Source organism: Paenibacillus xylanilyticus, from assembly GCF_013359935.1.
Classification (GTDB): domain Bacteria; phylum Bacillota; class Bacilli; order Paenibacillales; family Paenibacillaceae; genus Paenibacillus; species Paenibacillus xylanilyticus.
Genome location: NZ_JABMCB010000177.1, coordinates 188269 through 213985, shown reverse-complemented (window position 1 = coordinate 213985; position 25717 = coordinate 188269). Strand labels below are relative to the sequence as shown.

The 25717-nt window shown below is 48.3% G+C and carries 20 protein-coding genes; 16 read left to right on the top strand and 4 right to left on the bottom strand.

The window, feature by feature from the left end:
• The first annotated feature begins 104 nt into the window (after positions 1 to 104).
• Entirely contained in the window at positions 105 to 467 is a 363-nt protein-coding gene (locus HP552_RS12040; protein WP_095290227.1) for an Asp23/Gls24 family envelope stress response protein, read from the top strand.
• A 126-nt stretch (positions 468 to 593) separates the two neighbouring features.
• Here the strand turns inward: HP552_RS12040 and ftsW are convergent, their stop codons facing one another.
• The gene (gene ftsW, locus HP552_RS12035) at positions 594 to 1883 is read right to left on the bottom strand and encodes a putative lipid II flippase FtsW (protein WP_175395701.1); all 1290 of its coding nucleotides are present in this window, start codon (positions 1881 to 1883) and stop codon (positions 594 to 596) included.
• A gap of 13 nt (positions 1884 to 1896) precedes the next feature.
• Positions 1897 to 2244 carry a YugN family protein gene (locus tag HP552_RS12030; RefSeq protein WP_175395700.1) on the bottom strand — a complete coding sequence of 116 codons (348 nt, stop codon included), beginning with the start codon at positions 2242 to 2244 and terminating at the stop codon, positions 1897 to 1899.
• 210 nt (positions 2245 to 2454) lie between these two features.
• Here HP552_RS12030 and HP552_RS12025 point away from each other — a divergent pair, with 210 nt between their 5' ends.
• From HP552_RS12025 to HP552_RS11990, 8 genes are all read left to right on the top strand, one after another.
• Positions 2455 to 3624: a M20 family metallopeptidase gene (locus HP552_RS12025; RefSeq protein WP_175395699.1), complete on the top strand. Its 1170-nt coding sequence runs from the start codon at positions 2455 to 2457 to the stop codon at positions 3622 to 3624.
• Between the two features lie 182 nt (positions 3625 to 3806).
• Positions 3807 to 5498, top strand: a complete 1692-nt coding sequence (locus tag HP552_RS12020) for a DNA repair helicase XPB (RefSeq protein WP_175395698.1) — start codon at positions 3807 to 3809, stop codon at positions 5496 to 5498.
• Between the two features lie 45 nt (positions 5499 to 5543).
• A complete protein-coding gene (locus HP552_RS12015; RefSeq protein WP_175395697.1) occupies positions 5544 to 7319 on the top strand; it encodes a helicase-associated domain-containing protein in 1776 nt (591 codons plus the stop codon).
• 124 nt (positions 7320 to 7443) lie between these two features.
• Positions 7444 to 7884, top strand: coding sequence for a YlbF/YmcA family competence regulator (locus tag HP552_RS12010; protein ID WP_175395696.1), 441 nt, complete (start codon positions 7444 to 7446; stop codon positions 7882 to 7884).
• Positions 7885 to 7971: 87 nt separating this feature from the next.
• Positions 7972 to 8235, top strand: a complete 264-nt coding sequence (locus tag HP552_RS12005) for a YlbG family protein (protein WP_095290540.1) — start codon at positions 7972 to 7974, stop codon at positions 8233 to 8235.
• A 557-nt stretch (positions 8236 to 8792) separates the two neighbouring features.
• The gene (locus HP552_RS12000; RefSeq protein ID WP_175395695.1) at positions 8793 to 9782 is read left to right on the top strand and encodes an ABC transporter permease; all 990 of its coding nucleotides are present in this window, start codon (positions 8793 to 8795) and stop codon (positions 9780 to 9782) included.
• 13 nt (positions 9783 to 9795) lie between these two features.
• Complete coding sequence (locus HP552_RS11995; RefSeq protein ID WP_175395694.1) at positions 9796 to 10704, top strand: carbohydrate ABC transporter permease; 909 nt, start codon at positions 9796 to 9798, stop codon at positions 10702 to 10704.
• A gap of 39 nt (positions 10705 to 10743) precedes the next feature.
• Positions 10744 to 12363: an extracellular solute-binding protein gene (locus tag HP552_RS11990; protein ID WP_175395693.1), complete on the top strand. Its 1620-nt coding sequence runs from the start codon at positions 10744 to 10746 to the stop codon at positions 12361 to 12363.
• A 98-nt stretch (positions 12364 to 12461) separates the two neighbouring features.
• Here HP552_RS11990 and HP552_RS11985 read toward each other — a convergent pair whose 3' ends face one another.
• Positions 12462 to 14744: a helix-turn-helix domain-containing protein gene (locus HP552_RS11985; RefSeq protein ID WP_246310857.1), complete on the bottom strand. Its 2283-nt coding sequence runs from the start codon at positions 14742 to 14744 to the stop codon at positions 12462 to 12464.
• 142 nt (positions 14745 to 14886) lie between these two features.
• Between HP552_RS11985 and HP552_RS11980 the strand changes: the two genes are divergently transcribed.
• From HP552_RS11980 to HP552_RS11950, 7 genes are all read left to right on the top strand, one after another.
• Entirely contained in the window at positions 14887 to 16173 is a 1287-nt protein-coding gene (locus HP552_RS11980) for an alpha-L-fucosidase (RefSeq protein WP_175395691.1), read from the top strand.
• Positions 16174 to 16187: 14 nt separating this feature from the next.
• Complete coding sequence (locus HP552_RS11975; RefSeq protein ID WP_175395690.1) at positions 16188 to 17225, top strand: carbohydrate-binding family 9-like protein; 1038 nt, start codon at positions 16188 to 16190, stop codon at positions 17223 to 17225.
• Entirely contained in the window at positions 17222 to 19876 is a 2655-nt protein-coding gene (locus HP552_RS11970) for a transglutaminase domain-containing protein (RefSeq protein ID WP_175395689.1), read from the top strand. Before HP552_RS11975 ends, HP552_RS11970 begins: the two co-directional genes overlap by 4 nt.
• A complete protein-coding gene (locus HP552_RS11965) occupies positions 19873 to 20919 on the top strand; it encodes a glycoside hydrolase family 18 protein (RefSeq protein WP_175395688.1) in 1047 nt (348 codons plus the stop codon). The genes HP552_RS11970 and HP552_RS11965 overlap by 4 nt, the downstream gene beginning before the upstream one ends.
• Before the next feature lie 319 nt (positions 20920 to 21238).
• On the top strand, positions 21239 to 21676 hold the full coding sequence (locus HP552_RS11960) for a hypothetical protein (RefSeq protein WP_175395687.1): 438 nt from the start codon (positions 21239 to 21241) through the stop codon (positions 21674 to 21676).
• Positions 21677 to 21810: 134 nt separating this feature from the next.
• Positions 21811 to 22740, top strand: coding sequence for a selenium metabolism-associated LysR family transcriptional regulator (locus HP552_RS11955; RefSeq protein WP_175395686.1), 930 nt, complete (start codon positions 21811 to 21813; stop codon positions 22738 to 22740).
• Between the two features lie 39 nt (positions 22741 to 22779).
• Positions 22780 to 23637, top strand: a complete 858-nt coding sequence (locus tag HP552_RS11950) for a PHP domain-containing protein (RefSeq protein ID WP_175395685.1) — start codon at positions 22780 to 22782, stop codon at positions 23635 to 23637.
• Between the two features lie 100 nt (positions 23638 to 23737).
• Here the strand turns inward: HP552_RS11950 and HP552_RS11945 are convergent, their stop codons facing one another.
• Entirely contained in the window at positions 23738 to 25483 is a 1746-nt protein-coding gene (locus tag HP552_RS11945; protein ID WP_175395684.1) for an Rqc2 family fibronectin-binding protein, read from the bottom strand.
• Positions 25484 to 25717: the final 234 nt, after the last annotated feature.

Below are 25717 nucleotides of genomic sequence, written 5' to 3'. Positions count from 1 at the left end.
TAACCAAATGGTGGTAGGTTGTAAACGCATGTTTTTGAGTTTAATTTGCTTTTTGGGGTGGAAAGGATTTAAAATACGAGTAACGAAGTGAAGGAGGATGTGGCATGGCAGAACAACTTCAACTAGAAGGCGGGAACATCCGGATTGCCGATGACGTGGTGGCGAAAATTGCCGGAATGGCTGCGATGGAGACACCCGGAATTGCCGCAATGTCTGGAGGATTGTCAGAGGGCTGGGCCAAACGTCTCAGCGGTAAAAACGTACAGAAAGGCGTAGGCGTTGAGGTCGGCCAGCTGGAAGCAGCCATTGATCTGCGCATCATCGTCCTGTACGAGACACCGATTCATGAAGTATCCCGCATGCTTCAACAGAATGTGAGAGAAGCGGTAGAGACCATGACCGGATTACGCGTTGTCGAAGTGAACGTGAAGGTAGAAGGCGTATCCTTCAAAGGCGACGACCTGTAGGCTTATAACCTCCAATTGAACTGGAGAGCCAGATGACCAGATAATGGTCGCTGACTCCAGTGAACCAAAAAAGACTTCACATCCTAGGGATGCGAAGTCTTTTTTTTATTATTCTCGAAATAAATGTTAACGAATGCGGCGAATGGATTCCCGTGAACGTACAGCCGGAGATGTGCGTGTTTGCGTTTGTACCGTTACGGATTTCGTTCGCTCTTCCTTGATGACATCCTGATTGTTGGTACGCGAGATACTGAGCAGAATGCCCATGGCGACCATCATCACAAAGAGTGAGGTTCCTCCATAACTGATAAACGGAAGGGTGACCCCCGTTACCGGAATCGTCTGGGTCACACCTCCGATGTTAATGAACGCCTGAATGGCGATCAGGCCCATAATTCCGATACCGACCAGCGTTCCGAACGGATCAGGACAGCGCAGGGAGACGATAATGCCCCGCCAGATAAAGTACAAGTAAACCAAAAGGAACAATGTACTTCCAAGGAATCCGAGCTCTTCCCCAATCACGGAGAAAATAAAGTCATTATATGCATTCGGCAGATAATGAAGCTTCATCGTACCTTGTCCAATCCCGGAACCGGTCATGCCGCCATCACCGATGGCCACAAGAGAGCGGAAAAGGTTAAGACTTCCTCCGCTAGGGTCCGATAACGGATTGAGGAATGCCTGGATCCGTCCAATCTTGTAGTTCTGCTCAGCACTGGCTGTTGTCGTATCGGTAACACTGTCTGAAGGAGACACAGAGGAGAAAAGGGCATTCGCCCCAAGTGCAAGCGCCCCTCCTAACACGACAAGCATGATCGAACCCATAATATGCTTCATGCTGGCCCCGCCTGCATAGATGACGAGACCACAGGTGGAAACCAGAATGAAGCAGGTACCGAAGTCGGGCTGCAGCATGATTAGTCCTGCAATGACACCGACGATCACGAGGACCGGAATATAACCTGTCTTGAGATCCCTGAATCGTTCCCCTTTTTTGGTGATCAGTGCAGAGAGATACAGAATAATGGCAATTTTGGCAAACTCCGCAGGCTGAACACTGAAGCCAAAGATGTGAATCCAGCTTCGTGCACCATTTAACACCTTGCCTGTAACCAAAACAAGCAGGAGCATTACGGTAGTGAACAGGAAAAAGGGTGCATAAAGCTTCTTGTATTTGTTAAAACGAATGTTCATGGCAAAAAACATACCAACTAAACCGATAACCGCCCACATCAGTTGTTTTTTCGTGAAGTATAGGGCATCATTGTTAAAACTTTTGCTTGCAATTGCAATGCTGGAACTGGAGCTAAACACCATCACCAGTCCAAAGCCCACCAACAATAAAGTGAGGATTAGCAGTTGAAAATCCGGCGTGCCTCTCTTCGTTTTCGTTTGGGCCGTTTGTTGTTTCATGGTTTGGCCCAGCCTAAGCTTCCAGCAGTTCTTTGAGCTGCTGCAATTTTTGGGCTGCCAGCTTCACGACTGGCTGCGGAACAGAAGAGTCATAATCCAGACCGTGCGGGAAGGTTGCTTTTCCGAGATAAACAGCCTCGACAGAGAGCACCGTATCCGGTTTTTCAAGTTTGCCATCCACTACACGGGTATTGATACGTACAAAGTATTCCGATTTTGTGTTGTCATCTTCGATTTTGTAGTCATATGTAGCACGGTAATACTCCCATTGCCACCGGACAAATCCGACTTTCTCGGCGCTCTCATCCAGGTATGCCAAGTCGCTTTTCAAGCCATCCAAGCCTGTATTCTCAAAAATCATAAGCGTCTGATCCTCCTCATAAGCTTCCGAGTATAATTCTCGTGCATTTCTCTAGTTCATGATAGTATGTTTCCCCTTCCCGTGCAAGCTTTCGAAAGGCGTTTCGTATCGGTTTTCTTCCAATTCTGCTACAATATACAGCAATAGGTTTGATGAGGATGGTTCGGACTTGATGAAAGTTCCGTTCAAGATCGAAAGGATGGGGAGAAAATGACAAATAATATATGGTGGGACGATCTGCAAATCCATATGGTGGAATGGCGGCGTCATCTTCATCGCAATCCCGAGGTTTCCTTTCATGAGGAGAAGACATCCTCTTTTGTGGCGGATATGCTGGAGAGCTTCGGAGCTGAAGTGAAACGTCATGTAGGCGGTCATGGTGTGATTGGTACGATTCGGGGGGACAAGCCTGGTCCGGTCGTCATGCTTCGGGCTGATATGGATGCACTGCCGATTCAGGATGAGAAGGACGTTGAATATGCTTCGCAAAAGGCAGGAGCAATGCATGCGTGTGGTCATGATGGGCATGTGTCCATTTTACTCGGAACGGCATTGTATTTCAGCAAGCACAAGGCTGATATCCAAGGCGAGATCCGCTTCTTGTTTCAGCCTGCGGAAGAGCTGCTTCCAGGCGGGGCTGTAAAAGTCATTTCGGATGGTGCGCTTGATGGTGTCGATGTGATCTATGGCATCCATCTGTGGACGCCTCTTCCGGTGGGAGTGGCAGCCAGCAAGGAAGGACCGCTCATGGCGGCTGCGGACGACTTTTACATTGAGATCAAAGGAAAAGGCGGTCACGGAGGCATGCCGCAGTCGACCATAGACAGTCTGGTCGCAGGTTCTGCACTTGTCATGCAGCTGCAGACGGTCGTCAGTCGTTCCGTGGATCCGCTGCGTCCTGCAGTATTGACCATCGGCACAATGCAGGCGGGATCTGCCCAGAATGTTATTGCAGAGTCCTGCAAAATGAGTGGAACTGTCCGAACATTTGATGAAGAAACAAGAGCAGAAATGAAGGAACGTGTACACACCATCGTTTCCCAGACGGGTGGAGCGTATGGAGCACAGACAGATGTGAATTACATCATGGGTTATCCGCCTGTCGTGAACGATGAGCGAGAAACGGCCCGGTTCTTCCGGAGTGCGGTCCAGGTGTTTGGGGAGGAACAAGTGCAGACATCGCCTATGTTGATGCCAGCAGAAGATTTCGCTTACTATTTACAGAAGGTTCCAGGCTGCTTCATGTTTGTCGGTGCGGGCAATCCGGACAAAGGCGCCATTTATCCGCATCATCACCCCAAATTTGATTTTGATGAAGATGCCATGCAGCATGCTGTAAAGCTCTTTATTGCCATGGCTACCGATTATATGGCGGATTAACAGAATGTTTTGGGTATAGTTGGGCATCCTACTCTTAGAAGTAGGGTGCTCTTTTTTGTATGACCAGGATGGGAGTGTCGGCTGCGAAGGTTCATTTCTGGGTTTGCCGGAACTGGACTTTTTGTTATGCATGCTTATCCGTAGAGAGCACAACGTAATTCCATCAGACAGGAGGAGCAGGGATGGAGACGACAGATGCATGTATTGTTCAGCGGGATTTTACGATACTGCTGGAAGTGGGTCATCCCGGATTCGAGCAGGCCCGCGCACGACTAGGAACATTCGCCGAACTTGTGAAGACCCCTGAGGGCTTCCATACCTACCGCATGACATCATTATCTCTTTGGAATGCTGCTGCACTTGGATGGAGTGCTGATCAAGTCATTAGCAGTCTGGAGTCCGTTTCTCGCTGGAACGTACCAGCGGCCCTCATACAGGATATTCGAAGGATTATGGGTCAATACGGGAAGTTGAAGCTCAATTGGGAAAAGGACCATCAGCGTCTGCGCCTGGTCGGAGACAGTGAACAACTGCTTGACGAGTTGACTGGGCTAAAGACCATTGCAGCTTTTCGTATGGAACGTGTGGCTCCGGACGAGCTTGTGGTTCGCGGAGAACAGCGAGGATTACTTAAGCAAGAATTGACGCGTTTGGGCTACCCTGTACTGGATTATGCCGGATACCGCCCCGGAACACGTCTTTCTTTTGGCTGGAAAAGTGAAGCGAATGACCTTCATGAAACCGATTCGGATCAGGAAGCTTTTGGGCTGCGTTCATATCAGAGAGAAGCCGTTGACGCTTTTGAGGGAAGTGAAGGCATGGGTGGCAGCGGTCTGCTCGTATTGCCTTGTGGAGCTGGAAAAACCGTCATTGGCATGGCTGTTCTGGAAAGGCTTCAATGCGAATGCCTCATATTGACCTCCAACACAACCTCGGTTCGGCAGTGGATCCAAGAGTTACAGGATAAGACGACGCTTACCTGTGATCAAATCGGTGAATACTCCGGTCAAAAAAAACAGGTGCGGCCTGTCACCGTGGCAACCTATCAGATCCTTACCCACAGAAAATCCAAAGATTCCGATTTTACTCACATTAAATTGCTGAGTGAGCGGGAATGGGGGCTCATCATTTATGACGAGGTGCATTTGCTGCCAGCACCCGTATTTCGGGCTACGGCAGATATTCAAGCTACGCGAAGACTGGGATTAACCGCAACCCTGGTAAGGGAAGATGGGTGTGAGCAGGATGTATTCTCCCTCATCGGTCCTAAACTGTATGATATGCCATGGAAAGACCTAGAGCGGCAAGGCTGGATTGCCAATGTGCAGTGCCAGGAAATCCGCATTCCTTTTTCGACGGATCTGAAAACAAGTTACCTGGAGGCTGAAGCAAAACATCAGTTTCGTCTTGCGGCTGAAAATCCGGCAAAGCTGCAAGTGATAAGGCGATTGCTGCGTCAACACCATGATCTGCCTGCACTTGTGATAGGTCAATATCTGGATCAGCTCGAAACCATTGCCCGGGAAATTGACGCGCCACTGATTTCTGGCATGATGTCCCAACATGAACGGGTGAAGTGGTTTGAATCCTTTCGCCGGGGCGAGATCAAAACAATTGTGGTTTCCAAGGTGGCGAACTTTGCCGTGGACCTTCCGGATGCAGCTGTAGCGCTTGAAATATCGGGAAGTTATGGCTCAAGGCAGGAAGAGGCACAGCGACTGGGCAGGATTTTGAGGCCTAAGCCGGGAGATAATAAAGCCTATTTTTATACGCTCGTATCGGAAGATAGCAGGGAACAGGAGTTTGCATTGCGTCGCCAGATGTTTTTGGTGGAGCAAGGTTATGAATACTCCGTTATCCATGAACATATGTAACTGCCACCAGGCGTAAGTGTGGTATAGAAAGGCAGGGCAAAGCCAATGCGAGTATACGAAGCATCGGAACCAAAAGAGCTAACGGAACTTTTACCTTCAGAGCAAGTAGTACTGGGTGCTCTTTTTCACAAACATGCAGGTCAACCCTTTTCCACAATGATGACAACGTCCGAGTCAGCGGCAGAAGGACTGAGCGGGGTGGAAGCCAGGTCAGCGTTTATTCGTCTAAGGCAGAAGGGGTGGATTAGGGCTGTACGCAAGACATGGGGGGAGAGCTTATACTACATCCCGGTTCACCTCATCCCCGCATTAACGGCAGCATACGCACAAAGGATCAGGGATAACGGTTTGCCGGAGCGGGATATGGGGCGGGATGGACTTGAACTTAAGATGACCCAGAGTAATCCAATTCAAGTGATCCAAGAAGCCAAACCGGATATCGCTGTTGAAATCATTCATATTCTGGCCTGGATCGCCAGAGAAAATCTCACATTAACCAGTAAAGGTACAGTCCACAAAAGAATGCTGCAGCGCTTAAGTGCCATGACTCATTGGTGTGCCGAAGATTTTGTCGGGTTAAACTTGCAGTACGAACATCCGGATGTGTATCCTGCCCATGTTGCCATCCTTTTGGATATGCTGCTCAGCCTGGGGCTTCTCCATAAGGATCAAGAAAAAATACAGGTAGATGCTGCCTCTCTGGGTTACTGGTTAAAGCAGTCTTGGCCCTTCATGCATCGCGAAATATTCAAGGTGTGTATGGGTCGATATGGTATATCGAGCCCAGAGGTACAACATTTTCGCTACCGTTTGATATTGTTAGGTGCAAGCCAGTATACGTGGTTCGATATTGCAGATGTGATTCTGCAGCGTAACAAGAACGGGGAAACCGGGGATGCTGGACAGTCAGAATATGTCCGGAGCTGGCTCAATGCTCTAGCTGGATGGGGATACGGCGAGATTGGTGAAGATGCTTCTGGCAACTTGTTTTATCGCTGGCTGGTTGATCCTGAAGCGTTGTTACACTCGGAGGTACAGCAAGCCATGGATACTGGCAAGGAAGTCTTCTTTGTGCAGCCTGACTTCGAAATTATGGTCCCACCAGAGGTGATTCCACAAGTTCGCTGGAAACTGGAGTACTGCGCCGAATTGATCAGCCTCGACCGGATGAGTATTTATCGTGTGACCAAAGAACAAATCATGAATGCGTCACGAAACGGGTTTACGTGTGACAAAGTGATGGAATTCCTTGACTGTTATGCTGCCATGAGAGTCCCAGAGCATGTACGTATGGCGATCCAACAATGGGGAAGTGAATGGGATCGCTTGAAGACGCAGAGTGATAAAAATGCAGCGAATAATCAGATTATAAAGTCGATTGACTCCTTTTTGAACGACAAGGATGATCACGTGATTGAACCTGGTGATTCACAAGCAAGCTTTTATGTACAGGGTAGGGAGGGACTATTCCATCTTGGGCCGGATTCGTTTATATATGAGCAAGAGCAGTTCATAGTGGAGCCATCGGATCTTTTACCAGAGTACGGGTCAATTCCGGACATGTGGCATAACGATTGGCGGCGGTATCACATGTCCACAACTCGTCAGATTACGGCAAAAGCGATAGAATGGCAGACCAAGCTGAGTCTGAAAAAAGATCAGTCCGTGGTATACATTATTCCGGAACAAATCCAGGGTCATGACGATTGGACGCTGACAGGCTGGGTTGTCCCTGGGACAGACGAGAGAGCAATAGAGCGGTGTACCATCTCGCCTATGGACTGGGACAAGATACGACTGATCGTACCAGAGCAGATATGACGCATGAAGCTCATGTTCCCCTATTTTCTAATTGCAGGAAAAACTCTTCTTAACTATCGGGGGATATGCTATGATAAAGTAGTCTACCTTACGTAGAACTTTATATATAGATAGGATGAATTTCATGAGCGTAGCGGAATTGAACACGGTCGATATGGCCCAAGTGTTGACGGGCGCATATGAACTGGGCGACATGATTAACCAATCTGCCGAAGTATCGGATTATTTATATTGGAAGCAGCAAGTTGAAACCAATCCGGAGATCCAAGCTGGAATACGCAAGCTGAATGCCAAAAAGGAACTGTTTGAAGAAACACAGCGTTTTGGGCACTTCCACCCGGATTATCATGCTGCAAAAGACCAGGTAAGAGCTCTGGAACAGGAATTGGAACAAATTGAGGCAGTAGCCCGTTTCAAGCAGGCGGAGAGAGCGCTGGATGAGATGCTGCATCAGATGTCGGAGACCATTGCTTACGCAGTGTCTACCACCATTAAGGTTCCAAGCAATGACCCGAATCCAAAAGGTGGCGGCTGTGGCAGCGGCGGCAAATGCAGCTGCGGTTAACCGAATTCCAATAAATTAAATTCCATATAGACCGGACCTTCTCCTCGGAAGTGTCCGGTCTCCATTATAAGAGAGGCGGGGAAGATGATGTTTGCGGAAAGGACAGGATTTATTATTTGGGTTAGTGATTTAAAAGCGGCCCGCAACCTCGAAAAGTATGGTACCGTTCATTACATTTCCCGCCGAATGCATTATGTCGTCATGTACGTTAATGCAGAGCGGGCTGAAGATACGATGAAAAATGTGAAGCGGCTTTCCTATGTGCGCAAGATTGAACGTTCCTATCGGAACGAGATCAAAACAGAGTATGCCAGCAAAACGATGGACAAAACAAGTTTTTACGGGATATAACCAATACGTTCACCAATAACAATGATTGTTGGGCTGACATAAGTGTGGAAATACAAAAACATATTTGCAATAGAAGTCGCCCCATTGGCGGCTTTTTTTTGTTGGTAGGAATAAGGCTCGATCTCATCTAAGCAATACGTGCTGTACATACCGAATAGGGGGATGTTCCATTACTTTAAAAAAGTCAAACTCCTCACTTAACCAATCGAATATTTGTTAGGAGTATGTCATTTAAATTAACACATTAAAGTCATGTTCGCTCAAGAAAAAGTAAAAATGATGTAAAATAGATCGTATGTATGCCAATTTTTCAATTGGTAATTTTCCACTTTTACAAATGGAATCGCTTTCTTTTAGGTGAAAATTACACATTTTACGATTGTAAAAATGGAGTTAAAATCTTATATAACCCTGGTACATCAATGTTTATGCGCTTTGACAAAATGACATATTTACGAAAAAATGCGTGATCCTCTATTGTTAAGCTAATGCTGCGCCAACAAAACTAACATGTAAAATGAATCTTTCAATCTTTTCCTGCGGCGCACGACCCAAACATGAGAAACGACAGAAGGAGGCGATCCTGTGTGCAGGAAGTAAAAACGGTCAATCAGCAACAGACTTTATACCAGCCGAAAATCAGCAGGAAGCGATGGCAAAAAATCTGGAGGAACTGGGAGCTGTATTTGTTTATCGCACCCGCATTTCTGTATTTTCTCATCTTTCACTACGGACCCATGTACGGTATCCAGATTGCGTTCAAAAATTACAATCCGGTACGGGGAGTATTCGGGAGTTCCTGGGTAGGTTTCGATCACTTTGTTCGATTCTTTGAATCCTATTATTTCTGGGATTTGATGTGGAACACACTAAGCATCAGTTTGTATGAGCTCGCTGTCGGGTTTCCAATTCCGATTATTCTAGCGCTAGCGTTCAATGAATTGAAACACAAGCGATTCAAAAAGCTGGTCCAGACGGTTACTTATGCGCCTCATTTTATCTCTGTTGTCGTGATGGTTGGTATGGTGATTGCCTTTTTGTCTCCATCCACCGGAATTTTGATCCGTTTTGTGGAATGGATGGGTATCGATGCGCCTGCATTTCTGACAAGCCCGGCATGGTTCAAGACGGTATATGTGCTTTCCGGCGTGTGGCAGAGTGCGGGCTGGGGTACAATCATCTACCTTGCTGCGTTGTCGGCAGTAGATCCTGGCCTACATGAAGCAGCGATTATAGATGGGGCAAACAGACTGCAACGAATTCGGCACATCAACATTCCCGTGCTGGTACCAACAATGACGATTCTGCTCATTTTGAACATGGGAAGTCTGCTTGGAGTTGGGTTTGAGAAAATCCTGCTCATGCAGAACCCGCTGAATATGGAATCGTCAGATGTCATTTCCACTTTTGTATATCGTTCGGGTCTTGAAAATGCACAATACAGCTTCTCTACTGCTGTGGGCCTGTTTAACTCTGTGATTAATGCGTTCCTGCTCGTTACGGTCAATCAGATTGTCCGCAAGACGAGTGAGAACAGTCTTTGGTAAAGGAGGGGGAACCATGTTAACCGGTATACAAGAAACGAGACAAGACAAAATTTTTCTGACCCTGAACTATATCTACGTTACGATTGCGTTTCTCCTTGTAGCCTATCCGCTGGTCTATATGATCAGTGCTTCAATCAGCAATCCGAAAGAAGTTGCTTCGGGTGCGATGTGGCTCTTTCCCAAGGATATCACGTTTGAAGGGTATCAAAGAGTACTTCAGGATCAACGGATCTGGTCAGGTTATGCAAACACCATTTTGTATACGGTTGTGGGTACTGTTGTAAACCTGATATTCACCATTCCGGCGGCGTATGCGCTCAGCAGAAGAGACTTGGTTGGCAGAGGGTTCTTTATGGGGGTCTTTATGTTCACGATGTTCTTCGGCGGAGGGTTGGTACCGAGTTATCTGCTGATTAAGGAGCTCGGCATGATTAACAGCATGTGGGCACTGATTTTGCCTTCCGCAGCTTCGGTATGGAACATCATCGTCTCCCGTACCTTCTTCCAGGGAACGATCCCGAGTGAGCTTCAGGAAGCCGCACAGATTGATGGTTGTTCTAATTTCAAGCTGTTTTTCAAAATCGTACTTCCGCTGTCCATGCCGATCATAGCCGTTATGGCGCTCTTCTACGGTGTAGGGCACTGGAACAGTTATTTCTCAGCGATGATTTATTTGAATGATTCGGCAAAATATCCGCTTCAGCTCGTATTAAGACAGATCCTCGTGCTGCAGGAAATGTCGGCCCAGGGCTCCGGCATGATGGACAGTTCAGCTGCCTCAGCACTGAATAACAAAGCCGAAGTAGCGGCACTCGTTCGCTATGCAGTCATCATTGTATCCACACTGCCGGTTATTATCGTATATCCGTTTTTGCAGCGTTATTTTGTTCAGGGTGTCATGATTGGTTCCGTCAAGGGCTGATCTATACCATATATATCATCCGAAAAGGGAGTTGTTGTCATGAAGAGAGCTCACAAGAAGTCAACGGTTCTTCTAAGTTTGATCCTTGCTGCAAGCATGCTTGCGGCATGCGGAACCTCTCCTGATGGCGGTTCAACCGCTGAACCGGGGACACCGGAAGAGACAGGGGTAAAACAAGAGGGTTTTCCTATTGTGGAGGAACCGATCACATTGACCATGATGTCTCAGGATGTAGGCGTTGCGGATTGGAATACGATGCCGGTCATTCAGGAAGCGGAAAAGCTTACGAACATCAAGTTTGAATTCCAGCTCACTCCGATTGACAGCTTTGCAACCAAGAAAAACCTTGTCTTTGCAAGTGGTGATTTGCCTGATGTACTGTACGGAGCCGACCTTACACCTGCAGAGCAGGTGACCTACGGTACCCAAGGTTCGCTTGTTCCGCTTGAGCCGTACATTGATGGGGGATATGCTCCAAACATTAAAAAGTTGTTTGATGAAAATCCGGACATTCGAAAATCGTTCACAACTCCCGAAGGACATATTTACGCCCTTCCTTTCATTGACAGTGCTGCAGTCTGGTATCGCAGCCCGATGTGGTATAACGGCAGTATGCTGGAAGCGCTTGGCGTGAAGGAACTGCCGAAGACGACAGAGGAATTGTATGCATTACTGAAGCGGGTAAAGACTGAAGATCCGAATGGCAACGGCCAAGCTGATGAAATTCCGCTGACTTCCGTGAAGCTGGACGATCTGAGAATGTACTTTCTAGGCTTCTGGGGGATCTATGACCCTGTTGTATACGTGGATAAACAAGACAAGGTGTTCTACAGTCCGATGCAGGAAGGTTACAAAGGTTATCTGGAATTCATGAATCGATTGTGGAAAGAGGATCTGCTGGATCACGAGACTTTCTCCCAGACGCCTGAGCAGAAAAAAGCCAAGGGAGAAAACAATCAAATTGCTCTCTTTAATGACTATTTCTCCTACTTTACGCTGGGCGGCGACCCGGACGCGGCAATGAAGAATCCGCTGATGACACCGGTGGCGAGTGATATTGCAGGAACTCCTGTTTATGGAATGCATCCGGGCCTCTCCGCGAATGGGACATTTGCCATCACAAGTGTGAATGAGCATCCGGAAGCAACCATGCGCTGGATCGACTATTTGTACTCCGTTGAGGGACAAACGCTCTTTAATCAAGGTCCTGAAGGCACGCTGTGGAAGTATACCAACAAAGACACGCATGAAAAAGAATGGTTGCCTGTTCCGGGAGGCGGCGACCGTGAAGAGTACAGAGGCACCATTACTCCAAACTTTGGCATGTTGACTCCAGGTCATAATTCGCCGGAACTCACGAAGGGCCTTACGACTGAATTTGACGAGTGGATTGCAAAGGAAAATCAGGAAAAGCTCATACCGATTGGTAAAGCACCGTTCCCGAATGCTTATTTGACCACCGAACAGCAGGATGAAGCTTCAGCACTGTTGTCTGACCTGAATACGTATGTCAAGCAGATGGAAGCGAAGTTTGTAACCGGGGAAGAGCCATTGTCCAATTGGGATGGCTATGTCGAACAAATGAAGAAGATGGGAGGAGACCGGATTCAGGAAATCTATCAGGAAGTTTACGATACCTGGAATGCTGCGGGTCAATAATCGTCAGCGAATTCCATTAACCGACCTTTGGAAATGAAAAAAAAGAAAGCCAACATCGACCGCAATCCTTAACGATCGCATGTTGGCTTTCCTATTCATTAGCTGGCAGAGTCAGCCCCTGCATCACTGGTTGTGGTGCGATGAAGCTTGCGGTATTGTCCCGGGGTAAGCCCAGTTTCTTTCTTGAATTTGCGGATAAAATTTGGTGTATCCAGATACCCGACTTCCTGAATGAGATCTTTCAAGGGGGTATCCGTTGTTTTCAGCTGATGAAACACTCTGTCGAGTCGTTTTTGCCAAATGTATTGGATGAAATTAATGCCAGTCTTTTCCTTGAAGGAACGGCTGACATGTGAAGGAGACACTTCGAATTCATAGGCAAGCGTATCCAGGCTTAGATTGTGATCCGTAAAATGGGTGTCGATATAGTCTACAATTCGGTCTATTAATGTTTGTTCTTCCTGCTGTGTATCCTGGTTCACCTCGGCGCATAGCTGGGAGGCAAGCGAGAGCAGGACCGATTCAAGCTCGTCCAGCGAGCTGCTAAATACCATGTTGGGAGCAATCTGTTGGAGCATATGATGCTCTCCGAGCTCCGAAGCTGTCTTTAATATCGTGTTCAGCAGATCAAAGCTGATACAGCGTACAAGCAGTGCTGGCAGCATGGAAGACTGCAGACTACTCACGGAAGAGCGAATCATCTGGGAGGCGACATCGGAATTACCCTGCTTCAGACTCTGGGCCAGCTTTAGCTGCATGTGGTTCGGAATCCAGAAGGAATGGCTTGGTGTCTTGGACATTTCTTCAAATAGCGCAGAGGTCCCGAATTCCCCTGGCACGAGCAGATCAAAGGCAGAGCAGGCCTCGATGTACGATTGATTCAACTCGTGAAGCTGCCGATAACCGCTTCCGGCAGCGATCATCGGTGCGATGGACAATGTGTCCAGCAGCATGCCGCGAACGTGCTCCATGATTTGTTTGATGGAGGATATCTCCTCCAGTCCTTCTATGGCATCAAAACTCATGATCACACCGAATCGATCCAGCTGTGGCAGTTCAACACCATAACCTGTTGCTTGCAGGTCCGGCAGCTCGATATGGGCAAGACAACTCGCAATACGGCGGCGCAGCTCCATATCGGAGTGCTTGGACCCATTCCAGCCGATGACCATGACAAACAGAGTGTCCTTGTCCAGCTTCAGATCGAACAGCTGCATCAGTTCAGGGGACAACGGATCTGAATTTCCGAAATTGATCAGTGTGGACAAGTACTGATTGCGGGCAAACGGTTCCTGTAAATCGATGCGGGAGCTGTAATTTTGCAAAGCGGAACGAATCCGTTCCAGTTCATTGGCATATCCAGGCTCTCCGGCATTCTTCTTTTCCGGAAAGCGGGAGGAGGCGAATTCGACCAGGGTAGAGATCGGCTGATACTGCATTCTGGCCAGAACGAGAGCTACGGCGACTCCGACTAGCACTACGATGCCTAGGATCAGCATCATGAAACTGCGGACATCCAGTACACTGCTGAAGAATTGGGAGCTTGGCATCACAGTCATATAGGTCCAGCCGTTGGATTCGGATTGGACAGATACGATGGAATGATCTTTGCCGTCCAGCCTCCGTTCCTGGATGCCTGGTGTGATGGTATTGAATAAGGCAGCGGATGCATTTGTGCTAAGTGTATCCCCCTGATAGTTGGCGGCAAGAATCTGTCCTTCAACATCAAGAACAAAGGTCAAGCCTTGATAGTTTCCCAGAATGGAATCAATCAGATCTGTAATCTGTGACTCCTTGATAAAAACCATGACAGTGGCATGCGGATTCAGACTGTTTGGAGTTATTGGAATAAGATAGGCGAGCTTGCGGTCCCGCACTCCCCCGGTTTTGGTCACCACATCGGCCGGTCTTACGGTAGGATGCTTGGTTTCGTTTAGATCGTTATACAAGGACTGCTTGTCCCAGCTCTCGAAGCTGAGATTGTCGGCAAACACCTCAAAGTCGGTCAGGCCTTTGCTGGAGTATATGCGTTTGTCATCATGGAAATAAAGATAGATTTCATCAATCATGGAGCTGGTCGCCTTGTACTGATCCAGTGCACGAATGGCTTCAGGGCTGGTCTGCGTATTGGTGACCCGATAGGAAGAGAGCCGGTTGTCGTAAGAAATCCGGGAAGCGATCTCGCTGAGCTCTTTCATGCGACTGTCAATGGTTACTTTGGTTTGAGATAGCTGGGCCAGACGTGAGCTTTCAATTTCAGTGCGGAGGGTTTTGACGGCATTTTCATAGATGAACACGGTCATGAACGCGAGAGGAATTAGCAGAATGAACAGGTAGGACCAAATGTACTTCAGGAACAGCTTGGATTTGAAATAGTCCATTCGCACGTAAAATGCTGCCTCCTTCCATTGGAGAATCGCCATTTCTTATAAATGATAGCAATAAAAAAATGGTTTGCACATAGCTTTTTTGAAAGGGTTACGCACGGGTTTCAATATCGTAGAGGAAAAGGTGTGGATGATCATGCAAAAATGGTTCGAGGATGCGAAGCTGGGGATTTTTATTCACTATGGAATTTATGCAGTTGACGGGGTAGCGGAATCGTGGTCATTCTACAATGGACGCATGACTTATGACGATTACATGAAACAGATGGAAGGATTTACTGCCTCCAAATTTGATGCGTCTGCGTGGGCTGACCTGATAGAGAAATCGGGTGCCAAGTACGCTGTGCTGACAACCAAGCATCATGACGGGGTAGCTCTGTGGGACACACAGTACAGTGATTTGAACACCGTAAAGAAGACAGCGGCTGCACGTGATATCGTCAAAGAATATGCGGATGCGGTCTCGGCAAGGGGACTTCGGCTCGGACTCTACTACTCGCTGATCGACTGGTCTCACCCGGATTACCCAAGTGTATATGAAGGTGGCAAGGTTCCGGATGATCCTGGTTCTGCCAATCCGTTTTCTTCTCCCGTGGACGGGATTCAGGATGAAGCAAAATGGCAGAAGTTCCTTGAGTTTAACAACCATCAACTGAAAGAACTGCTTACCGGGTTCGGTAAGGTAGATCTGCTGTGGTTTGACGGGGATTGGGAACGAAGCGAGGAGCAGTGGAACCTGCCTGAATTCAAACAGTATTTGAAATCGCTGCAGCCGGACCTCATCATCAATTCACGCCTGCAGGGGCATGGGGATTACAAGACACCGGAACAGGGGCTTCCGATTACGCGACCGGACGGGCCATGGGAATTTTGCACAACGATCAACTCCTCTTGGGGGTACGTTCCAACAGATCAACATTATAAATCACTGCATCAGATCATACGCATGTTTTGTGACTGCATCTCCATGGGCGGCAACATGCTGCTTGATATCGGGCCAAAGGAGGACGGTACGATTGATGAGAGACAGGAAGCGATCCTGCTTGGACTCGGCGACTGGATCAGAGCGCATGAAGAAGCGGTCTATGGGTCAAGGGAAGGGATCATGAGCCGGTATTACGGAGACGGAAGTACTCTTTCGGCAGATGAAAAGACGCTCTATCTTTTTGTACATGGGGATCCGAAGGAAACCATCTGTGTGAAGGGACTTTGCAATAAAATCAAAAAAGTATCCGTACTGCATTCTGGCAAAGAACTGACGTATGACATTCATGGCGGAGTGCCATGGTTCCAAATCCCCGGAACAACTTGGATTCATCTGACCGGTGAAGATACACATGAACTGACCACTGTAGTGAAGCTGGAGTTTGATGACAAGGTTAACATGTACGGTGGATCAGGAGCGGTCGTTACTCATAACTAAATGGAGGGATCGTAATGATGCTAAGTGGCGTACCCATTCCTCATATGGATGCCTATCAGCCCAAACACTATATTTGCCGCCGCGCAGAAGGTGAGCTGGTGCTTGATGGAAGGCTGGACAAACCTTTCTGGAATCAGGCGGAATGGACGGACACGTTTGTCGATATTGAAGGAGACCTTCGTCCTGCTCCCGCGAAGGATACACGGGTTAAGATGCTGTGGGATGATGAACATTTTTATTTCGGGGCCGAGCTTTGGGAAGACCAGATCTGGGCGACGTTAACCGAACGCGATTCCGTCATTTTTTACGACAACGATTTTGAAATCTTCATTGATCCTGACGGGGACAGCCACGGTTATTATGAATTTGAAATCAATGCGCTTGGTACGGTCTGGGATCTGCTCTTGGTCAAGCCTTACAGGGACGGAGGTCCGCCGCTGGACAGCTGGGATCTGAAAGGGCTGAAGACAGCCGTATATATTGATGGTGAGCTGAATCGCCCGGAAGTGAATAACCGGAAATGGTCTGTTGAGGTTGCTATTCCATGGACCAGCCTGAAAGAGTGTGCGAAGGAACACCGGGCACCGCTGCCAGGTGAATTCTGGAGAGTCAATTTCTCACGGGTGGAGTGGCAGGTAGAAGTGGTGGAGGGTACTTACCGCAAAGTGATTAATCCCGGTACTGGAAAGCCGTATCCCGAGGACAACTGGGTCTGGTCACCGATGGGACTCATTAATATGCATTATCCCGAACTGTGGGGGTATGTTGTGTTCGTAAATGAAGACGGTCCGGACGATTTTGTAATGCCGCAGGACGAACGCATTAAATGGGAGCTGAGAAAGCTGTATTACCTGCAGCGTAATTACAGGGCGCTGAATGGGACGTTTACGCAAGATCTGTCACTGCTCGACTGGATTCCGGATGTGGAAGTACATCCTGAGGTTTATGCTGCGGACCACCTGTTTCAAATTTCAGCTGCAACTGCGGACGGGGCCGGAAGATGGGTCATTCGCGAGGACGGAAACCTGTGGAAGGAGAGGGATATGGTATGAGTGTGCAAACGTCGGTATTTTCACTTACTCCTGAAGAGATGAATCGTATTGAAGACAAGCTTCGCATCAAAAAGGAGTTTGTCGGAGCCCGGGCTGACGAAATTTTTTCCGTGTTTCGGGAGCCGCTGTCTGAGGAAGAAGAGTGGGCACTCAAGTTTGTGTATGCTTACAGTCCGCTTCAGGATCTGGCAGATGTTCCGGGTGCGCTTTTTCTGAGTCATGTGAGATCAACACTGCAGATACGGCGTGAGGTTCCGTGGGGCCAGCGGGTACCGGATGAATTGTTCCTGCATTTTGTCCTGCCATGCCGGGTGAATACGGAAAATATAGAGGATTGCCGAGGGATCTTCTACGAAGAACTGGGACAGCGCATCATGCCGCTCACGATGGCAGAAGCGATACTGGAGGCTAACTACTGGTGTCACGAAAAGGCAGTCTATACCGGTAGTGACCTTAGAACCGTTTCCCCGCTGACGATGATACGGAGTGCAAAGGGCCGCTGCGGAGAAGAATCAACGCTCGCGGTAACCGCACTGCGCAGCATTGGAATTCCTGCCCGTCAGGTATATACCCCTCGCTGGGCCCACTGTGATGACAATCATGCCTGGGTGGAAGCGTGGGCTGACGGAATCTGGTATTATATCGGGGCATGTGAACCGGAAGCGAGGCTAAACCAGGGATGGTTTACGCCGCCTGCACGTCGCTCGATGCTGATGAATACGAGAGTGCTTGGCAACTATCATGGTCCGGAAGATGTTACGCTTGCGACAGAATGGTACACCGAGCTGAATCTCCTGGAGAACTATGCCCCGACAAGAGAGGTGACTGTTTCGGTCAAGGATCAAACCGGAGCGGCAGTGAAGGGAGCTGCCGTGCGATTCGAGCTGTACAACATGGCTGAATTTTATCCGATTGCAGAACTCGTGACAGAAGAAGACGGACAAGTGGTCTTCAAAACGGGATTCGGAGATCTGCTTATCCGTGCGGTATTTCAAGGGCAGTGGCAGGAGCGCAAGGTGACGATTGCTGAAACGGATCGGTTGGAACTTGTGCTGGACCTGCAAAGACAGCCCAAGCAAGAGAGTGGAATCGTCGATTACGATATGGTTCCTCCGTCCGTGACGGAGGGCGAGAACCTGCCGGAACTTACAGAAGAAGCAGAGTCGCTGCATCAGCAGCGGTTGAAAGAGGGAGCGGATATTCGCACAGCGTTTGAAGCTGCATTTATAACAAAGAGGGAGAGCATGAATCTATCCCGGCAGCTGGGTCTTCCAGAGGCAAGAGTATGGGACGTTATGCAAAAAGCGCGCGGAAATGGACAGGAAATTGCCGAATTTCTCAAAGAAAGCACCCCGGAGCACGGGGAGTGGCCGCTGCTCCTGCTGGAATCGCTGAACAGTAAGGATTTGATTGATACGTTCCGCCCGGTGCTGCATGATCACTTGAATTATTCGCTTCCTCTCCGCGGCATGCTGCCGGACACCTTGTTTATTCCCTACGTACTATGTCCACGTGTTTCATTCGAAATGCTTGGCGAATACAAAGAGCGGTTTCAGACAGCCTTTACTCAAGAAGAGAAAGATGAAATGGTGAAAAATCCTTCACTTCTTGCTGCAAGACTCAAGGAGAAATACGTTCATTCGGAGGATCTGCCCAATCTGAAAGGCAAGGGTACAGCAGCAGGGACCTATCGGTTAATGGCTGGAGATGAAGAGTCTCTGGCAATCCTGTTTGTTTCGATTTGTCGCAGTCTCGGCATTCCTTCCCGTCTGCATCCAAGTGAACGCAAGCCGCAGTACTGGCATGGAGGCAGCTGGATCTTTGCAGATCTTGGCGGCAAGGAAGAGGTGAAGGAGCGGACAGGGACTATTCGTCTTGAGCAGAAAGAGGCAGAACGGAACACGCCGGTGGCTTCCTATTACCAGAATATTTCCATTGCCCGCCTTGTTCAGGGGAAATACGTGACTCTGCACTTTCCGTATGGAGAGACGAAGCTGTTTGCCGAGCCTCTGGCAGCAGAGGAAGGATTTTATCGCATGACAACAGGGATTCGTCTGAAAGATGGCACGGTGAGATCACGATTTACTTATTTTGAGTTAAAAGAAGGGGAGGAAGTCCGAGTTACCGTAACCTTCCGCAGCACAGAAGAAGAGATTCCTGTCCTTGGAACAGTGGATCAGAATATGGAACTGCAATGGCAGGATGGAAGCGCAGCTGCACTTGACCACAGTCTGAGTGGAACGGCTTCAAGCGTATTGCTGTCCTGGATTGAACCAGAGCGAGAACCGACCATGCATTTGCTGAAAGAACTTGCTGATCTTAGGGAGGAACTGGCGGAGCGGGATGTGCCGATAATATTAATTACAGGCTCTTTGGGTACAAGCAAAAAATTGAAAAGCGAACAGCAGGAGATGCTGCCGCCACAAATCAGACTGGGAGAGGCAAATGCTGGTTCATTGCCTGAACTGCTCCGAAGCTCTGGAGCGACAGAGTCAGGGTATCCTCACCTTGTTGTGCTGGATAGGTCCTATCGGATTCGTTATGTCTCATCCGGTTACCGGATTGGTGCTGTGAAGGAAGCCCTTCAGGTTAGCTCACAGCTGAACGGACAGCACAGTAAAGAAGCTGATTATGGAGGAGACGGCAAATGAGCAAAAGATGGATTATCGGATATGTCGGCCATCGTGATCTAAACGAAGTAGCAGAGACTGATTTGAGTCGGATGACGCATATCAATATTGCTTTTGGCCACATTCAGGACGGTGTCATTCAGACCAGTCATCTGCAGAATATGGAACGGATTTCGACGATGAAGAAGGCCTTCCCGGATTTGAAAATAATACTGTCTGTCGGGGGCTGGAGTGCAGGCGGTTTCTCGGAAGCGGCAGCGACTGAGGAAGGCAGGCAAAGGCTGGCGACGTCTGCAGTCCTGGCAGTGACAACCTATGGACTGGACGGCATTGATTTGGATTGGGAATACCCGTGTTATGGGGAAGCTGGTATTGCTGCTTCCGCGGAGGATAAACCTAACTTCACGCTGCTGCTAAAGGCGATGAGGGCAGCTTTGACGAAACTGGGTGAGCAAGATGGAAGGTATTACATGCTGACCATTGCGGCCGGTGCTGACCAGTATTACATTGATGGCACGGAAATGGATCAGGTTCAGCAATACCTTGACTATGTGCAGCTGATGACCTATGACATGCGTGGGGGATTTCAAGTCCTGACAGGACACCATACCAATCTCTATACTGCGACAGGTGATCTGTATCGGATCAGCACGGATGCCTCGGTACAAATGTTCCTTAATGCCGGAGTACCACGAGACAAACTTGTCATCGGTGCCGCATTCTATTCACGGATGTGGAAGGGTGTACCTGACCGGAACAACGGGTTGCATCAGATGGCTGAGACGACCGGAGGCTACGGCCCGGAATATACGGAGTTAAGTAAAAAGTATATTGGCCTTAACGGATACATTAGATATTGGGATGATGAGGCGAAGGCACCTTATTTGTTTGACGGGAGCACGTTCATCTCTTACGATGATCCGGAATCGATCAGAGCAAAATGCGAGTATATCATTGAGCATGACCTTGCCGGGGTGATGTTCTGGGAATATAAATGTGACGCGTCCCATCAGCTCCTGAAAACGATGGGAGACGAGCTCGGTGCCGGGCAGCATGCACTATAGACCATGATAGGCCCGGCGAGCAAAAATCATAGCATTCTCCAGAGGAGTATTGACGCTGACAAAAGAGGTGCAGAACCGAAAAAGGAAGTTCACCAATGGAATCCGGCTTTTCGCGGGTTCCTTTTCTTTCGAAAAAGGATTAAGATAGAAAGAGAGGGCAGCAGATTATCCCTGATTTTCGGCCGCACTTTGGATGAATGAGGCACAAAACGGATTTTGTGAAAAAATCTGCACTTATGCCTTGAGCTTGCGGGACTTATGTTGTAATATATTTGGTAATAAATAGATAGAAAGTCCTATCTGGTGGAGAGTGATTCCCATGCGTGATAAGGTGATGCAACGTTGGAGCACCTATGAGCCGTTTTTCGTAGCTCTTGGAGACAAAAAAGTGGCCGACATCGTCATTACCCATCATGCCAAAATGCGGTACGCAGACCGTATTGAGCCCACACGTAATGATGATGACCATATTGCGGCTTGGTTATGGGAGTGTCTGAAGCAGGACCGTATTACGCCATACTACCGTAATGAGCAGGACGTCTACCTCATCGACGAAGATGTGGTAGTGGTTGCGGAGTTTTCCGAGCTTGAAGGGGAATATGATATCGCCGGCAATCCTCTTCACAAGATGATTGTAGTTACCTTTTTGGGGCGAATGTCAGAGACGATTGAGCTTCGTGATCTGAAATCATATTATTCCTGGCTGAGACATTCGAGACGAATGACTCTGGTTAAGAACAGTCGTAAGCACAAGTAGTGATTTACAGGAGCATTCACATTTTGCAATGATATATTTAAGCTACATCGCATGCAGACAAGCTGCATGCTTTTTTTGTTGGAATTCAGAAAATCGGCTACAATGAGGGAAGCGGACAGAAGAGGGGCGAAGATATGAATTTTCATCAATTGCATATTTTTTACACTGTGGCAGAAAAGGGGAGTTTCTCAGCAGCTGCGCAAGCCTTACATATGACACAACCTGCGGTGACGATGCAGATTCAATCGCTGGAAGACTATTTCGGCACAAAGCTACTGCACCGTTCAACCAAAAAAATAGAATTATCCGAAGCCGGACGAACATTACTTCCACATGCCAAGCGAAGCGTGGAGCTGGTCAGGCAGACCGATGAAGCAATGTCGGCATTTACGCAAATGCTTCAGGGAAGGTTACAGCTTGGGGCCAGTTTGACCATTGGCGAATATGTATTGCCACGGATGCTCGGTCCATTTGCACGTCAGTATCCGGATATCTCCATCGTAATGAAAGTCATGAACACTACACAAATTATGGACGATATTTTGAAACACCAGTTGAACTTTGGTCTGATCGAGGCACCGATCCATCATCCCGACATGATTGTGGAACCTGTGATGCAGGATGAACTGAAGCTGGTTGTTCCGGCAGGCCATGCACTTGCTGATCGCGGAGAAGTGGAGCTGGAAGAGGTTATGACTTATCCGTTTGTATTGCGGGAAAAGGGATCTGGTACAAGACAGGTCATGGAGGATCAGCTGCAAAAGAAAAACATCGATCCTCAGGACATGAACGTAGTGATGGAACTAGGAAGTACAGGGGCGGTGAAATCGGCAGTGGAAGCCGGTGTGGGTATTACCATGTTATCTCCTTCATCTGTTCAACATGAACTTGCCCTTGGTCTGGTCCATATTGTCGATATCCGGGGACTTACGTTCAAGCGACAATTCTATGCGATTCATCTGAAGTCTTCCTTGCTTCCTCTATCGGCAGTAGCCTTTCTAAACTACTTGAGACAGCAGGAGCACGCGGGGGTGGAGGGAGCCATAGAGAAAGGAAACAAATAATCGCTATCCGATAACACATATACAAGGGAGATGTTGTTAATGGATCAACTTAACGGACGCTGTGACCTTCATACTCACAGTCAGGCTTCAGACGGCATGCAGTCACCTGCTGAGAACGTGAAGCTGGCAAAACAAAAAGGACTGTCAGCACTAGCAATCACGGATCATGATACGGTAGCAGGTGTGGCAGAAGCCCGGCAGACCGGTCTGGAACAGGGCATCGATGTTGTTGCTGGCGTAGAGATCAGTACTCGTGCAGGAGGCAAAGACATTCATGTGCTGGGGTATTATGTGAATATAGAGGATCAACTCTTTTTGGAACGGCTGCATGGTCTCCGCGAAGCGCGTGAGGAACGGAATCATCGCATCATTGCCAAACTGCAGGAGCTCGGTCTTGCCATCAGCTGGGAAGAAGTCATTGAGGGGCTGGGGCGTCCATTGGAGCCGGACGAGAGCATTGGCAGACCGCACATGGCTGATGTTTTGGTCAGCAAAGGATATGCTGTCGATATGCGGGATGCATTCGATCGTTATCTGGCCGAAGGCAAACCGGGTTTTGTATCGGTTCCGCGTGTAGCACCTGAAGATGCCTGCCAGTGGATCAGAGAGGCGGGAGGAGCTGCGGTTATTGCCCATCCGGGTCTCTACGGGAACGATGAACTGGTTCGTCAAATTATCGAGAAATCCCAGCCGGATGGGATCGAAGTATTTCATTCGGATCATGGCCCGGAAGAGGAACGCAGATATGCCGAATTGGCACGTGAATTTGAATTGATTGTGACAGGCGGCTCAGATTATCACGGTGTAAGACAGGGAGTTGTTTTTCACGGGGATCTGGGGAGCAAGACGGTTGCGGTTGACGTGCTGGATCAGCTTCGTGCGGCGGCAAAACGTTAATATTGCTGCCAAGTAATATAAGGGTAAAAATACAAAGCCCCGGAACACGAGATACTCTGTTCTGGGGCTTTGTTTTTTACAATGGGTATGAAGCCCTGCTTTATCCGTTTTTAATGGTGGATGGCAAGCTTTTGACCAGCTCTTCATTAGGCGTCACAAACAGTGTCTTTTGATGATCATAGATGACAAAGCCTGGTTTGGCACCGCTTGGTTTGCGCACGTGACGAATAAAGGTATAGTCCACGGGAACACTGCTCGATTCCTTGGCCTGACTGAAGTAGGCTGCGAGCTGTGCTGCTTCCTCCAACGTAGCCTCGCCAAAGTCCGTACTGCGAATGACAACGTGTGAGCCTGGAATGTCTTTGGTGTGCAGCCAGGTATCGTTGGCACTGGCCAGACGGTTAGTGACATACTCATTTTGCAAGTTGTTTTTCCCCACCAGAATATCAATGCCTTCTGTAGAAGTAAACTGATGTACCGTTGGACGATCATTTTTCTTTTTCTTCTTGCCTTTTTTGTTCCGGTCGCGAAGGTATCCCTGCTGCACAAGCTCTTCACGGATCTCCTCAATATCGTTCATGGAGGCGATGGACAGCTGCTGCAGAAGGTTGTCCAGATAGACGATCTCCTCCTTGGTTTTGCCCAATTGTTCATGAATGACAGCCAGACTGTTCTTATATTTGTTGTACCGCTTGAAGTAACGTTGAGCATTGTCTGATGGTGTAAGCAGGGGATCGAGTGTAATGGTAATGGTTGCCTGATCTTCATCATAGAAGTTTACAAGCTCCACACTTTTATCCCCTTTACTGATCTGATGGAGAGAAGCAAATAACAGTTCGCCCCATAATCTGTATTTTTCCGCATCGTCGGCTTCCAGCAGATCCTTGTTCAGATTGTCGAGTTTTTTGACGTTTTTGCTTCGTTCATTTTGCAGAAACCGCAGCAGGTCGCTTACCTTCTGCTTCACCGTATCCCGTTCGGCTTTATCTCCGTAATAATCTTCCATGCACTTGCTCATCGTGTCATAGGTTTTTTCCGCCTCTTGAATGCCCTGAAGACGAACAGCAGAGAAAATCATTTTTCCTTTGGCATTCAGCCCGGTTACAGGCGTGTAGCTGTTTTCTTTTACAGGTCCCATCACAGATTCAAATGCATTCCACAATGCACTCGCCTCTGGCTGGGCGTCCCCATGATTAGTAGCAGATGCCCGAGCAGTAATCTCTCCTGCAATCAGTGGGCTTAGTCCACTAAATGAATTGACAAGCCAGCGGGAAGCTTCATCTTCCGTTTCGTTATAACCCTTGGCAAAATCAGCTTGGTTCACCTCAAGCGGGTTGGTTTTGTGCTGTTCCGGTGGGGCTGTGTAGGAAAAACCAGGCATGATGACCCGATAGCTGCTGATTGAAGGGGTTACATGATGTATGCCGTCCAGAATCGTTCCGGTGACTGGGTCCAGCAGAACGATATTACTGTGACGACCCATCAGCTCAATGATGATTCGTTTTACGGACACGTCACCGAGCTCGTCGCGTTGGCGAACGTCAATGTGAATGATCCGCTCCATGCCGATCTGACGGATCTCTTCTATGATGGCTCCCTCACAATGCTTGCGCAGGAGCATACAGAACATCGGTGCTTCTGTAGGGTTTAAAAATGTTTTCTCCGTAAAGTGCACACGGGGATACGTCGGACTGGCCGATATGAGCAATTTGCTGTTTCCGCGCTGTGCACGGAGGGTCAAAACGACATCATGACCATTAGGCTGATGAATTTTGCTGATGCGGCCGCCTTTGCAGCCCTGCAGTTCATGTACGATCGCTCGTGTAACAATGCCGTCCAATGCCATATTTTTCAACTTCCTCTCTATCTATAACTGAAACGCACAACTGGAATATGTAAAAAATAGAACCGGTTGCAGTTCGTTGTCACTTGTCTCTTGCATACAGCAATTTGCATCCTTCGATTCCGCTCGCTCCCGAGTACAGTATATAAACGAACAAAACCATTTCGAATTATATATTGGAGTTTGGAGGTCACTGTTTGGATTTATGCAAAATGCTCAATAAGTTAACTCGGCTTC